The following is a 13174-nucleotide window of genomic DNA, read 5'->3' as shown; positions in this document are numbered from 1 at the left end:
TTCTATGCACAGCGCGACGTGCTCGATATGGTCGCGTGAAATGAAGCTATAGGTCTCCGATGAAACCCGAGCGATTCATACGCCCACCAGATTGAAGGCTCATAAGGATCTCGTCTCGTAGTCCCTGACGAGCTCCCGACAGCCATCCGCTTCAACCCTCCGCGACACCGCGAAAGCAAAAAAACAATGGGGCGTGGCCGCCGCTTACGTTGCTAAAAGCGTCGGAACAGGTTCAGTCAGGGAGGTGAACATGAGCGCACGGGATTTCTTCAAGGTGGTCGTGGGTATTGCCGGGAGCACGGTGATTGCTGGCTCCGCTTTTGCCGACGAGCTCACATTCTTCTCGCCGGTCAGCGAAAAGCGGCCAAGCTCGGCCTATATGCGCGACTTCGCAGCGAAGGCGGAGGAGCTGTCCGGAGGGGATGTTCAATTCCAGATGAACTACCCCGGCTCGCTTGGCATCGAGGTTTCCGATCTTCTGCGTCACCTCAAGCGCGGTTTCGTCGGGGCCGGCGGGGTATATGGCCCTTACTACAACCGCGACGCGCCGACTATTACCGCCGCCTATGTCGAGGGCGCGATCAGTAATTTTGCGGCCCATGAGGCGGCTGTGCCGGTCATTGAAGGGATCTATCAGCAGACCTTCGACAAATGGGGTATCGAATATGTCGGCTACGTGCAGCCGCCCTTGTTCGACGTCTCGCTGTTTTGCAAGGAACCGGTCAGTACTCTGGAAGGGCTGAAGGACAAGAAGCTGCGCGTCTGGACCGCCCACCAGCTGGAAACCTTTACCCGCCTCGGCATTTCCGCCCAGATCATTCCGCAGACCGAGATGTATGTGGCGCTGCAGACCGGTGTGATCGACTGCACCATTTACCTCGGCGAAGTTGCGCCGCTGATGTCGTTGGACGAAGTTGCGCCAAACGAAAGCTACATCTTCCCATTCGCCTCGATCCCGGTGGCGTTGGGGATCAGCTCCAGAAAGATGGCCGGGCTGGCCGATGGGGAGCGGAAGGCGATCCGCGATGCTGGGCAGTGGATTTCAGAGCATTCGTTGCGGGCCGAACTGGAGAAGGCCGGAGGCAAGGAAGAGGCTCGCAAGGCACGCGCAGAACAAGGGTTCACACAGCTCCCTGCATTCAGCGACGAAGACCTTGCCAAGATCGTGACCACGGCGCGCGAAGTGTGGCTTGAGATGGCCGAAAAGGCCGGGCCGGAATCGGTCGAGGCCTACAATCTGCTGACCAAGTAACTGTTCCGGAAGATCGGTGCGCGGTGCAAAGAACCGCGCATCCTCTGCCGTGTGCAACCTCCTGTCAGACGCACCCACGAAACACGGCAAAGGGCTTCTCCGAAAAGGGCGGCTGAGACAGTCAATTTACTATTAATTTCACCAGGTTCCAAAACAGAGAAGATCACCCATGACTTACCTTGATACCGCACTGTTCTGGCTGGCCCGCATTCAGCTCTGGCTGGCGGCCTTGGCAGGGGTGACGCTCTCGCTGATGGTGTTTGCTGCATCGGTCATGCGCTACGCCCTAGGCAGTCCTTGGAATGCGACCGAAGAAGTGGTCGGCCTGCTGTTTTATGCGGCCGCTTTTCTCAGCCTGCCGGCTGCGGCTTGGGAAGGTCGCCATATCCGCATGGATTTCGTTGATGCAATCGGAGTCAAGTCGCTGCACGCGGTTCTGCGGGTGTTCGCCGCGCTGGCGCTGATCGGGATGCTTGCGGTCTTGGTCGCCATGGGGATCGAAAACGCCGAGTTCTCGCGGGAGATCAGTGCAAAGTCCGAAATAACACGGCTCGACCTCTACCCGTGGATGATGCTGGCGCCGGTCTGTCTGGCAACGATGCTGGCCATCGTCCTTCTCGGAGCGGTTTCCGGTAACGACCGCCGCCACCTTATCAATGTCAAAGACAGGGAGACCACGTGATGTGGGGAACACTGACAGGCAGCCTGCTGATGCTGGCGCTCTCGGGTACGTTGCTGGGCTGCGTGCTCGGCGGAACCGGGCTGCTTCTGCTGCACTTCTTTGCGGGTGGTGCCGCGGTCATGGCGGCCGAAACCCTTTGGAACGACTTTACCAAATACACCCTGTCATCAGTGCTGATATTCATTCTGGTCGGCGACCTCTTCTTTGCCAGCGGCCTTAGCAGGCGTAGCTACAGCGCACTGGCGCCGCTGTTCCAGCGCATCCCCGGCAAGCTGCTGCATACAAACGTGGCCGTCTGCATCCTGTTCGGAGCGGTCAGCGGCACCAGCACAGCGACTGCCGCAGCCGTTGGCGCGGCGGCGTATCCGGAGCTGCGAGGCCGCAATTATAACCGCCGGGCGGTGTTGGGGAGCCTCGCTGGCGCCGGCACGCTCGGACTGCTGATCCCGCCGAGCATCGCCCTGATCCTTTATGGTGCGATGCAGGAAGTTTCGATCGCCCGGCTGTTTCTCGCGGGCGTCGTACCGGGATTGCTGCTTGGCCTTGCCTTTATGGTCTTCATCGCAATTGTCTCGCTTTCGAATCTGGAAACAACACCACACGAAGGCCCCAAGCCCACGCTGGGCGAGATCCTGCGCAACCTCGTACAGATCTGGCCGCTGGTGGCGCTGATGGGGTCGATCCTCGGCCCGCTCTATGCCGGACTGGCCGCGCCGACCGAGGCCGCCGGGTTCGGTGTGGTATTTACGCTCGCGCTTGGCTTTACCGTCGGAACCTTGAACTGGAACCTTCTGGTCGAGACGGTGCTGAGCACGATGCTGAAATTCGGTGCGATCATTTTCGTGATCGCCGGAGCGGTGATCCTGAAGCAGGCGATCGGCATCCTCGGGATTCCCAGGCAGGCACTGGACTTCCTGTTCGGATTCAATCTCGGCAAATACGAAGCTCTGCTGGCGGTCGTGCTGTTCTACCTGATCTTGGGCTGCCTGTTTGACGGCATCTCGCTTCTGTTGCTGTCGACACCCTTTGTGGCTCCGCTGCTGGTCGGCTACGGGTTTGACCCGATTTGGATCGGCGTACTCATCACCGTTTTGATCGAGATCGGCATGATCACGCCGCCGGTTGGACCGAACCTGTTCGTACTGTCGTCTATCACCAAGGGTGAGGCCGGCATCGGAGAGATAGCACGCGCGACCATTCCGTACTGGCTGATCCTGATTGGCGGTGTGGCAATGCTGGCGCTGGTGCCGAGTCTGGCACTTTGGCTTCCTAAACTGGTCATGGGGTAACATAATGCGAATTGCTGTTTGCGGTTTTCAGCACGAAACCAACACTTTTCTCCCAGCCCTCACCGACCGGGCCGATTTCGAGCGGCAAAAGGATCTGCCGGGTCTGAAAGCCGGGGCTGATGTGCTTGAGCTTGCCGGGTCGGTATTGCCCATCGGCGGAGCCATTGCCACGCTGCAAGAGGCCGGGGTTGACATCGTTCCGCTTCTTTGGTGCTTTGCCACCCCGTCGGGGACAGTGGCGCGGAGCGCGTTTGAAAGCATCCTGGGCGACATCTGCGACAGGCTGCGGGCTGCCGGGCCGCTGGATGGCATCTTCGTCGAACTGCACGGTGCGATGGTGTCCGAGGATTTCGAAGACGGCGACGCCGAGGTGCTGCGCAGGATCCGGGAGATTGTCGGTCCAACAATCCCCATAGCCGTGTCGCTCGACCTTCATGCCAACGTCACGCAAGAGATGGTGGACCTTGGCGATTTTATGGATGCCTACCGTCGCTATCCGCATACCGATATGGCGGAAACCGGTGCCCGGGTGACCCAAAAACTGTTGGGTATGATCGACAGCGGGACACGGCCGGCCAAAGCGTTCCGCAAGCTGGATTTCCTGATCCCGCTGAACGGCGGCTGCACCGATGTGGAACCGGCTTCGACGCTGTACCGGACAGTTGTTCCCGACACGCTGGAGGTCCATCCGGGCGCTGTCGGCTGCGCCTTCGCCGCCGGTTTCCCGTTCTCGGACATTTATCAGGTCGGACCTGCGGCCTTCGCCTACGCCGAAACCGCCGAGATCGCCGCGGCCTGTGCGGATCAGCTAACCGCGTGGGCGTCGAGCAACGAACCGGGCTTCATGCCCGAGGTTCTGCAACCCGATAATGCGGTTGCACGCGCGCTGCGGGACGCAAGTGGCTCTGAGGGTCCGATCATTCTGGTGGACACCCAGGACAATCCCGGCGCCGGCGGTCCCGGCGATACGGTGGGCTTGCTCGAAGCTTTGGTGAATGCTGGCGCCGCGGGTGCTGTGTTCGCAACCCTGATCGATGCCGGGGCCGCCAATGTAGCCCACGAGCTCGGTATCGGACGTTCGGGCCGATTTCGGCTCGGGGGTGGTTCGCTGCCGGGCGCCAGACCGTTTGAGACCGACGCATGTGTCATTGCACTGGCCGACGGGCCGTTCATGGCCACCGGACCGATGTTTCGCGGGCTCCAGTTCAATTTCGGCCGGATGGCCGTGATCGAAACACCGGAGCGCGTTCGGATCGTGCTGGGCTCGCACGCGGCCCAAACCGCCGATCAGTCCGTTCTGCGGCATGTGGGTCTCGAACCCAAAAATCTGGGGGTGCTGGTGATCAAAAGTTCGACTCATTTCCGCGCGGACTTCTCACCAATCGCATCTCGCATCGATCTTGTTGACGCGCCTGGCATCGCGCCGGTCGACCCGTCCCGATTGCAATTTCGCAAAGCCCGTCCGGACTTGCGCCTGTCACCGGAAAGCACTCGCAAATTAGGTCAAGTTGATGGCCTAGACGCCCCTGTAAACGGCAAAATAGTGTGCCAGAGTGATAAGCGTTGAAGCCTTAACAGCAGGAGAGGGGGTGCCAAGTTTCCGGACTTGGCTTGAAATTTGGGGTGGATGGCGTTCAGCCATATCCGCCCCACAGGTCGAATGCTTCAGCTTTGGTGAGGCGGTAGGAGAGCTTGGAAAGGCGAAAGCTGCGGGGGCGGCAGATCGTGCTGATCTGGTCGTGGGCAGTGGGCAAGCTTGGTGCCTAGATCGGAGGCTTTAATCGGCATATGACCTTTTTCCGCTTCCGTGTTGTCCATGTACCCCTTCGCGTCGGTTGTCGAGGCCTTTGTGCTCTCAACGGCGTTGTTGCAGAGCTCTGAACGCTATGAAGCCGCGCTACAAATTTATGCGGTTAAAAGGGGCAAATGGAAAGGTTCGCATATCCCTGCCGCCGCAGGGCGAATTGGTTCTGTTACAACGTTGCGCTCAGGAAGCGCAGTTCGTTCCCGACCCGGATACTTAAAATGATGACCTGGCTCGCACCGCACAAAGGGCGGGCCGGGCGTCCTTGGTCTTCTTGAAAGCGGCGATCCAGTTCTGCCTGTCGATCATGGTTCTGTTTAAGCGGCTCCTCCGGCAGACCACCGGGATCGCCGCCAATCTTTCGCAATTGGACAGGTTGGGTTAGATCCCCTGAGGTTGCGCCGATGGGCCGGTGAACCTGCTCGTGGCCGACACCGGGATCAAGTTCCTTGCCGATAGCCACTGGCAGGTCCGCAAGCATGGCGTTCAGGGGCGGCGTCGATGGCGCCAGGTGCGTCTTGCGATGAATGTTGGCACGTCCGATATTCGTGCTGTTAAATTCATCCCCAGCCGAGACGGTGACAGTCCGGTCCCGCCGGACCGGCTCGATCAGATTCCGAACGACGCAGTTACCAGCCGTGTGACCGCAGATGGAGCTTATGACACTCGCCGTTGCCCCTTGCCATCATCGGGCGTGGCTCCGTCCTGATTATCCCACGGGCAAGAACGGCCGACCGTACAAAATAGCTGCCCGATTGCGCAGATCTGAAACAAAACCTTGCGCGCCAACCGGTACTACAACCGGGCCTCCTGAGAATGCTGGACAGCGTACTATCCCCGGAGCCCGATTGAGGTCAAGATGCGCTGTTTGGAGGCATTCGGAGAACGCATCGCAGCTAAAAACCCTAGCCGCCAGGCCACCGAAATCCACATCCGCATCGCCTAAGCTCTGAGTGAGCAAGGGTAATCGGGCTTTGAGAAGGGAGTTCTGCAAGAATGTCTCTTTGATCAACGGGTGCATAATTATTTTTTATTCGATAAAAAATTATTGACAAACAATTTGATCAAAACGTAAGCTTTCCGATGAGCGTTGGATCCCAGTCCCGTGTTCTGGCCAAGGAACGTACTGGTTTCAAAACGTGCGCAATAAAGTCAGTTCCGTGCCGTTCCGGTCGCAGGGCGGCAGAGAGACGAGCGAGGGACCGTAGGCATGATCGAGATCGCGAACGTCAGCAAAGTATTCGGGGAAGGGCAGGCGGGTTTCACGGCGTTGGACGATGTTTCCGTAACGATCCAGCCGAACGAGTTCTTCACTCTGCTGGGCCCTTCGGGCTGCGGCAAGACCACGCTGCTGCGCACCATTGCCGGTTTCCATGACCCGACCAGCGGCAGCCTGCTGCTGGATGGCGAGGATTTGCTGCCGAAGCCGCCGCATCAGCGCCCGGTCAACACGGTGTTTCAGAACTACGCGCTGTTTCCGCATATGACGGTGGCCGAGAACATCGCCTTTGGCCTGGAAATGCTGAAGCGGCCCCGGGCCGAGATCAGATCCACCGTCGGGGAAATGCTGGAGCTGGTGCAGATGACTCCGATGGCGGACCGCAAGACCGGGCAGATCTCCGGCGGGCAGCAGCAGCGGGTGGCGCTGGCGCGGGCCCTGGCGCCGCGGCCGCGGGTGCTGCTGCTGGACGAGCCGCTGTCGGCGCTGGATTTCAAGCTGCGCAAGGACATGCAACTGGAGCTGAAGCGGCTGCAGCATGAAACCGGCATCACCTTTGTCTTTGTCACCCACGATCAGGAGGAGGCGCTGGCGATGTCGGACCGTATCGCGGTGATGAACGCGGGCACCATCCGCCAGATCGGCAGTCCGCGGGAGATCTACGACCAGCCGGCCGAACGCTTTGTGGCGGATTTCATCGGCGACACCAATTTCCTGCAGGCGGATCTGCTGTCGGCAAAGGGCGGTGCCGCCAGTATCCGGCTGGGGTCCGGCGCCGAAATCACCGCGCGGGCTGCGCCGGGGTCGGGCGGCGCGGGCGGCCGGGTCACCCTGGCGGTGCGGCCGGAACACGCGGTGATCAACGGGGCGGACAGCGGCCTGCTGCCCGGATCGCTGCGCCAGGTGGTCTATTTCGGCACCGGCACCCAGTATCATGTCGACCTCGACTGCGGCGGCAGCTTTGTGGTGCGGGAACAGAACCAGCCGGGGCGGGAACAGCCGTGCCAGGCCGGCGACCGCGTCGGCATCGCCTTTGCCCCCGGCTGCGGCCAGGTTCTGAGGGACTGACGCGATGGCCAGTCTTTCCGCCGCACGCAGACGCCGGGGCCAGCGCGGCCGCTGGCTGCTGCTGAGCCCCGCGCTGATCCTTCTGACCCTTGCCGCCAGCGGCCCGCTGATCGTGGTGGTGCTGTATTCCTTTCTCACGCCCGGAGATTACGGCGGGGTGGAGTGGCAGTTCACGCTGCAGTCCTGGTTTAACGTGGTCGCTGAACGGGACTTCTTCACCGAGGAGCTGAAGCTGGCCGATGCCCATCTGGCCGTGTTGTGGCGGTCGGTCAAGCTGTCGCTGCTGACCGCGCTGCTGTGCATGCTGCTGGGGGTGCCGACGGCCTATTTCATCGCCACCCGGCCGCCGCATCAGCGCGACATGTGGATGCTGCTGATCATGATTCCGTTCTGGACCAACCTGCTGATCCGCACCTTTGCCATCATGGAGCTGATCCGCAACCAGGGCACGGTGAACACGCTGCTGATGGCCCTGGGCGTGATCGACGAGCCGGTGCAGATGCTGTTCACCGAGTTCTCGCTGCTCTTGGGGATGACCTATGTCTATCTGCCGCTGATGATCCTGCCGGTCTATGCCTCGATGGAGCGGCTGGACTTCAGCCTGGTGGAGGCCGGCTACGACCTTTACGGCTCGCGCTTGCAGGTGTTGCGGCGGGTGATCCTGCCGCTGGTGAAGCCGGGTGTGGTCGCGGGCTCGATCCTGGTCTTCGTACCCTGCCTCGGGGCCTATGTGATCCCGCGGGTGCTGGGCGGCGGCAAGCAGCTGATGCTGGGCAACCTGATCGAGCTGCAATTTGGCCAGCTGCGCAACTGGCCCTTGGGCGCGGCCTTGTCGCTGACGCTGCTGGCGGTGGTGATGGTGGCGCTGGTTTTCTACGTGCGTGCAACCGGAGCGGAGGACGAGACTCATGGCTAAGGGGTTTGATGTGCGCCGCCAGCCCGGCTTCAACAGCATCGCGATCCTGTGTTTCGTGCTGCTGTATCTGCCGATACTGCTGCTGGTGGCCTATTCTTTCAATGCGGGCAGTTCGATCGCGATCTGGGAAGGGTTTTCCTGGCGCTGGTATGCTTCCGCCTGGGAGAACGAGCGGGTGCAGGAGGCGACGCTGCGGTCGCTGGGGCTTGCGGCAGCTGCCTCGGCGGTCGCCACCTCAGCGGCGGTGCTGGCGGCGCTCGCCACCACCCGCGGCAAACCCTGGCGCGGCCGGTCGCTGGTGTTTGCGCTGGTCAATCAGCCGCTGATGGTGCCCGAGATTGTCACCGCAGTCTCGCTGCTGATTGTCTTTGCCGCGGTCAAACAGGCCACCGGCTATACCGGCATGGGCTATCTGATCCTCGCGCATTCGGCCTTCTGCATTCCCTTTGCCTTCATGCCGGTGCGGGCGCGGCTGCAGGGGATGGACCTCAGCCTGGAACAGGCGGGCTCGGATCTTTACGGCACGCCGCTGCAGGTGTTCCGCCGGGTGACGCTGCCGCAGCTGTGGCCGGGGATCTTGGCCGGGGCCATGCTGGCCTTCGTGATTTCGCTGGATGACGTGGTGATTACCGAATTCGTGAAATCGGCCGGACAGGACACCCTGCCCACCTACATGCTGGGCCAGCTGCGTCGGGTGATCACCCCCGAGATCAACGCGATTTCCAGCGCGCTGCTGGCGGTCTCGGTGCTGATGGTGACTGCATTCTTCTTTCTAAGCCGGACCCGTAAGTGACCGGCCGCGCGGCATAACACTGCAAACCCAACAGGAGGGAACAAGAATGAGTAAAATTTTGGCAGCGGCAGCGCTGGCCGCGGTTCCGGGCGGGGCCTGGGCCGAGGGCAAACTCAACATTTACAACTGGGGGAATTACACCAGTCCAGAGCTGATCGACAAGTTCGAGCAGGAGCATGGCGTCGATGTCACCCTGACCGACTATGACAGCAATGACACCGCGCTGGCCAAGATCAAGGCAGGCGGCCACGGCTTCGACATCGTTGTACCCTCGGGCACCTATGTGCCGATCTTCATCGAGGAAGGACTGCTAATGCAGTCCAATCCCAATGAAATGGAGAACTTCCAGCACATGGATCCGCGCTGGGTCGATGTGGAGTTCGATCCCGGCCGCGCCTATACGGTGCCGTGGCTGTGGGGCACTGTGGGCGTGACGGTGAACACCGGGGTTTACGGCGGTGACGTGAACAGCGCCGGGCTGATCTTTGACCCGCCGGAAGAGCTGAAGGGCAAGATCAACGTGGTGCCCGAGATGCTCGACGTGATGGGCATGGCGATCCACTACATGGGCGGCGAGCAATGCACCACCGACAAGGAAGTGCTGGTGCAGGTGCGCGACAAGCTGGTCGAGGCCAAGGAGCACTGGCTGTCGATGGCTTACGGCAATATCGAGCAGTATGCCAAGGGCGACCTCGCGGCCGGGGTGAACTGGAACGGCGCCTCGTTCAGGGCACGGCTGCAGAATGAGGAGGTGGCGTTCGGCTACCCGCAGACAGGCTTCTCGATCTGGATGGACAACGCCGCGGTGCTGGCGGATGCGCAGAACGTGGAAAATGCCAAGCTGTTCCTGAATTTCATCATGGAGCCGGAAAACGCTGCGATGCTGTCGAACTTTGCCCGCTATGCCAACGGCATTGCCGGGTCCGAACCGCATATGGACGAGGTGATGGCGTCAGCGCCCGAGGTGGTGATCCCCGAGGCGCTGATGAATGCGGGCTATGTCGCCAAGGCCTGCCCGCCGGAGGTTCAGCGGATCTACTCGAAGATCTGGACCGAAGTGAAGAAGTAACGTGACCCGCCGCGGCCCGCCCGTCTGGCGCGGCCGCGGCGTATTCCCGACGGAGCATTTGATGACCCTGCCCCCTGAAACAATAATCCTGAACGGCCGCCTGATCACCTTTGACAGCGCCTGCCCGCGGGCCGAGGCGCTCGCCATCGCAGACGGGCGGATCGCCGCGGTCGGCAGCACCGCCGAAATTCGCGCTTTGGTCGGCCCCGGCAGCCGCGTAATCGACGCCGGCGGCGCTACCGTCCTGCCGGGCTTCATCGACAGCCACGTGCATCTGTTCGGCGGCTCGGTCGAACTTGGCTGTCTGGACCTCACCGGGGTGCAGGGGGAGGCAGCATTGACCGCCAAGGTGCGCGAATGGGCGGCCCGCCACCCGCAGGACCGGCTGGTCTTCGCGGTGCAGGCCGATTATGCGATCCTCGGGCCGGGCCTCAGGACCACGCGGCAGGCGCTTGACCGGGTGCTGCCGGAGCGTCCCTTTGCGATGTTTGCGCCGGATCACCACACCATCTGGGCCAACACAGAGGCGCTGGAGGCCGCGGGGCTTTTACGCGGCGGCGCGGTGGAAGCTGGCGCCCAGATCGTGATGAGCGCAGACGGGCTGGCCACCGGCGAGCTGCAGGAGCCCTCGGCCTATGCGCCGGTGCTGCGCATGACGCGCCACGCGGGCCGAGACATGATGGGGCTGGTGACCGGCGCCGACCCGCAGCCGCCCGCTACCGCAGCGGAGCGGGCATTGGACAAGGCGGCGCTGGAGCAGGGGCTGAAACATTGCGCCAGCCACGGCATCACCGGGCTGCATAACATGGACGGCAATTTCTATCAGCTGGAACTGCTGGCCGAGATGGAAGCCGAGGGCACATTGCTGTGCCGCACCGAGGTGCCGTTTCACTATAAAAGTCCGGATCCGTTGGATCGATTTGCCGAAGCGGAGGAGATGCGGCGGCGCTTCAATAGCGACATGGTGTGGTGCAACCGGGTCAAGATGTTCATGGACGGGGTGGTCGAAAGCGGCACTGCACTGATGCTGCAGCCCTATCCCGGCACCGATCACATCGGCGATGCGGTTTTCGAGCCGGAGCATTTCAACGCTGCTTGTATCCGCGCCGACGCAATGGGGTTGCAGATCGCCACTCACGCGATCGGCGACCTCGCCGTGCGGCGGACGCTGGACGGTTATGCGGCGGCCCGCGCTGCGAATGGCGCACGGGACAGCCGCCACCGGATCGAGCATATCGAGGTGCTGCACGCGGATGATCTGCCCCGGTTCAAGGAGTTGGGAGTGCTGGCGTCGATTCAGCCTGGCCACGCGCCCTTTGGCGGCTATTTCCCGCCCGGCGGTGTTGGGGCGATGCTGCACCGGCAGCAGATCTCCCTAGCCTATGCGTACCAGAAAATTCGAGAGAGCGGCGCCCGGGTAATCTTCTCCACCGACTGGCCGGTGATCCCGGTAGACGTTATGCGCTCGGTCAAGGCGGCGGTGGCGCCGCTGGAACTGGAAGCCCCTTGGTGCAGCCAGGCGCAGAGCCTGATGGATACCTTGGAAAGCTATACCGCGGGCAACGCTTGGGCAGAGTTTAACGAGCGCCGGAAGGGGCAGCTGAAACCGGGCATGATGGCGGATGTGGTGGTGATGTCACACGATCTGGAAGCGATGGAACCGGAGACGCTAGATCAGGCCCGCGCTGCGGCGACGCTGTGCGGCGGCCGAATTACTTGGGAGGCGTAAACTGACTGGGGGCGCTTCCGTCCAGGAGCAACCCCAACAGTTCATGGACATCCTGTCGGACAAGAGCGTGGAAGCTGTCCACGCTCTGCCCGTCATCGCGGATGAAGGCAATGAATCGGGCTAGCCAGTTGTTGTAGAGCGTCCGGGCCAGCACCTCGGCTGTGCCTGTTTGTTTAAACCGCGGCGGTAGAGCCTCGGCGAGAAATGCTTGCAGCAGGGCGGTATTGTGTGCGTCTATTTTCTGGTAGGCTTGTACGAATTCCGATTGCGGATGGCTGATATTTGTCGCCTCTGCATACCGCCAAGCCTGCTTGGACAAGATCCGGTGCGAGATCCCGGAAAAAACCTGCAGAATACTGACGACGCCGCTGGGCACATCGCCATGCCATGTCGCGCGTTTGTGTTCCACCCGTTCGCGGGCGGCGTCATGCGCTTTCATGATAACTGCCAGCAGAAGCTCGACCTTGGTGCCGAAATAGTTAAAGACGGTTGGGGTGGAGACGCCGACACGGGCCGCAACCTCGGACATCAGGGTATCATCGATCCCCTTACAAAGGAACAATTCTTCCGCAGCAGACAGGATTGCTGCGCGCCGCTGCGCCTGATTAAGAGCCCTCAGGCTTAGCTTGGATTGGCTGGTACTGGTCAATGCTTGCAAACACTTTGGGGGTTCATAGGGACGACTGGAGCCCGCAACTTATTGCCTGAAAGCTGCGCGAGCAAGCCAGCCTGGACGGATAGGCTGGGGGTAGGGCGGTTGTGCCCACCTCGGTTTCAGCCGCCTGCGTGCGAGCCTACTACCGGAGGCAAGCACTTTGCTGATTTCCGCATGCAGGCAGGAAAACTGTGTCCGGTAAGAAACTTGCGTCCGGTCTGCGGATATATTTGCGAAACACCCGCCTCAACCATGTGCATGCGCAAGACGCCAAGCTCTAACTCGCTGACGCTGCCCTTCATGCCCAGAAGCAGCCGGTCATTGGTACAAAGCGGATCGTAGACCTAGACATGGTCCTCGACACATGCGGCCACAAAGCTCTAGCATAGGATGCCGGTCGCGGCTTTTGCAGGCTAAGCGGAAAATTTTCAGGCAGAAGACCGCGCCGATCGAGGCTGAACACAGCATGTCCATGGGCCGTTCGAAACTGGGGTGTGAACCGCACCGGGTTTGCCAGAGACTGATTTCAGTTATTTACGCGGTAATGTCCTCAGTTTCCAGAGTGGCGCGGAAATTGGCCTCTGCTTCTGCCGACGGGATATTGAGCTATTGTCAAATCTGGTGTTTGGGCGGTCTGAATCGCTCCGAGTTTGTCGGAGACCATCAACTTAAGTAAGGATGATGGTTATGACGAAAAG

The 13174-nt window shown here is 61.2% G+C and carries 10 protein-coding genes and 1 pseudogene; 10 read left to right on the top strand and 1 reads right to left on the bottom strand.

What is annotated here, in order from left to right:
- The first annotated feature begins 250 nt into the window (after window positions 1–250).
- The 10 genes and pseudogenes from dctP to C6W91_RS19990 all read left to right on the top strand — a co-directional run bounded on the left by dctP (window position 251) and on the right by C6W91_RS19990 (window position 11821).
- Window positions 251–1252: a TRAP transporter substrate-binding protein DctP gene (gene dctP, locus C6W91_RS20035; RefSeq protein ID WP_369924063.1), complete on the top strand. Its 1002-nt coding sequence runs from the start codon at window positions 251–253 to the stop codon at window positions 1250–1252.
- Between the two features lie 169 nt (window positions 1253–1421).
- The gene (locus C6W91_RS20030) at window positions 1422–1934 is read left to right on the top strand and encodes a TRAP transporter small permease (RefSeq protein ID WP_369924061.1); all 513 of its coding nucleotides are present in this window, start codon (window positions 1422–1424) and stop codon (window positions 1932–1934) included.
- On the top strand, window positions 1934–3223 hold the full coding sequence (locus C6W91_RS20025; RefSeq protein ID WP_370571469.1) for a TRAP transporter large permease: 1290 nt from the start codon (window positions 1934–1936) through the stop codon (window positions 3221–3223). Before C6W91_RS20030 ends, C6W91_RS20025 begins: the two co-directional genes overlap by 1 nt.
- Before the next feature lie 4 nt (window positions 3224–3227).
- The gene (locus C6W91_RS20020) at window positions 3228–4790 is read left to right on the top strand and encodes a M81 family metallopeptidase (RefSeq protein WP_369924058.1); all 1563 of its coding nucleotides are present in this window, start codon (window positions 3228–3230) and stop codon (window positions 4788–4790) included.
- Between the two features lie 359 nt (window positions 4791–5149).
- Window positions 5150–5973, top strand: a pseudogene (locus tag C6W91_RS20015) (transposase).
- A gap of 264 nt (window positions 5974–6237) precedes the next feature.
- Window positions 6238–7314 carry an ABC transporter ATP-binding protein gene (locus C6W91_RS20010; RefSeq protein ID WP_370571468.1) on the top strand — a complete coding sequence of 359 codons (1077 nt, stop codon included), beginning with the start codon at window positions 6238–6240 and terminating at the stop codon, window positions 7312–7314.
- Window positions 7315–7318: 4 nt separating this feature from the next.
- A complete protein-coding gene (locus C6W91_RS20005) occupies window positions 7319–8230 on the top strand; it encodes an ABC transporter permease (RefSeq protein ID WP_369924054.1) in 912 nt (303 codons plus the stop codon).
- Window positions 8223–9023: an ABC transporter permease gene (locus C6W91_RS20000; protein ID WP_369924053.1), complete on the top strand. Its 801-nt coding sequence runs from the start codon at window positions 8223–8225 to the stop codon at window positions 9021–9023. The genes C6W91_RS20005 and C6W91_RS20000 overlap by 8 nt, the downstream gene beginning before the upstream one ends.
- A 46-nt stretch (window positions 9024–9069) precedes the next feature.
- Window positions 9070–10092: an extracellular solute-binding protein gene (locus C6W91_RS19995; protein WP_370571467.1), complete on the top strand. Its 1023-nt coding sequence runs from the start codon at window positions 9070–9072 to the stop codon at window positions 10090–10092.
- 61 nt (window positions 10093–10153) lie between these two features.
- On the top strand, window positions 10154–11821 hold the full coding sequence (locus tag C6W91_RS19990) for an amidohydrolase (protein ID WP_370571466.1): 1668 nt from the start codon (window positions 10154–10156) through the stop codon (window positions 11819–11821).
- Here the strand turns inward: C6W91_RS19990 and C6W91_RS19985 are convergent.
- Entirely contained in the window at window positions 11805–12470 is a 666-nt protein-coding gene (locus C6W91_RS19985) for a TetR/AcrR family transcriptional regulator (protein ID WP_369924049.1), read from the bottom strand. The genes C6W91_RS19990 and C6W91_RS19985 overlap by 17 nt on opposite strands.
- Window positions 12471–13174 lie beyond the last annotated feature (704 nt).

Source organism: Phaeobacter sp. SYSU ZJ3003, from assembly GCF_041300735.1.
Classification (GTDB): Bacteria; Pseudomonadota; Alphaproteobacteria; order Rhodobacterales; family Rhodobacteraceae; genus Phycobacter; species Phycobacter gallaeciensis_A.
This window is presented reverse-complemented; position numbering and strand designations above follow the sequence as displayed.

Excerpts from the sequence above, each read along its gene's own strand:
- C6W91_RS20000 (WP_369924053.1), top strand. The coding sequence starts at position 8,223 with ATGGCTAAGGGGTTTGATGTGCGCCGCCAGCCCGGCTTCAACAGCATC.
- C6W91_RS19990 (WP_370571466.1), top strand. The coding sequence starts at position 10,154 with ATGACCCTGCCCCCTGAAACAATAATCCTGAACGGCCGCCTGATCACC.
- dctP (WP_369924063.1), top strand. The coding sequence starts at position 251 with ATGAGCGCACGGGATTTCTTCAAGGTGGTCGTGGGTATTGCCGGGAGC.
- C6W91_RS20030 (WP_369924061.1), top strand. The coding sequence starts at position 1,422 with ATGACTTACCTTGATACCGCACTGTTCTGGCTGGCCCGCATTCAGCTC.
- C6W91_RS19995 (WP_370571467.1), top strand. The coding sequence starts at position 9,070 with ATGAGTAAAATTTTGGCAGCGGCAGCGCTGGCCGCGGTTCCGGGCGGG.
- C6W91_RS20025 (WP_370571469.1), top strand. The coding sequence starts at position 1,934 with ATGTGGGGAACACTGACAGGCAGCCTGCTGATGCTGGCGCTCTCGGGT.
- C6W91_RS20005 (WP_369924054.1), top strand. The coding sequence starts at position 7,319 with ATGGCCAGTCTTTCCGCCGCACGCAGACGCCGGGGCCAGCGCGGCCGC.
- C6W91_RS20010 (WP_370571468.1), top strand. The coding sequence starts at position 6,238 with ATGATCGAGATCGCGAACGTCAGCAAAGTATTCGGGGAAGGGCAGGCG.
- C6W91_RS20020 (WP_369924058.1), top strand. The coding sequence starts at position 3,228 with ATGCGAATTGCTGTTTGCGGTTTTCAGCACGAAACCAACACTTTTCTC.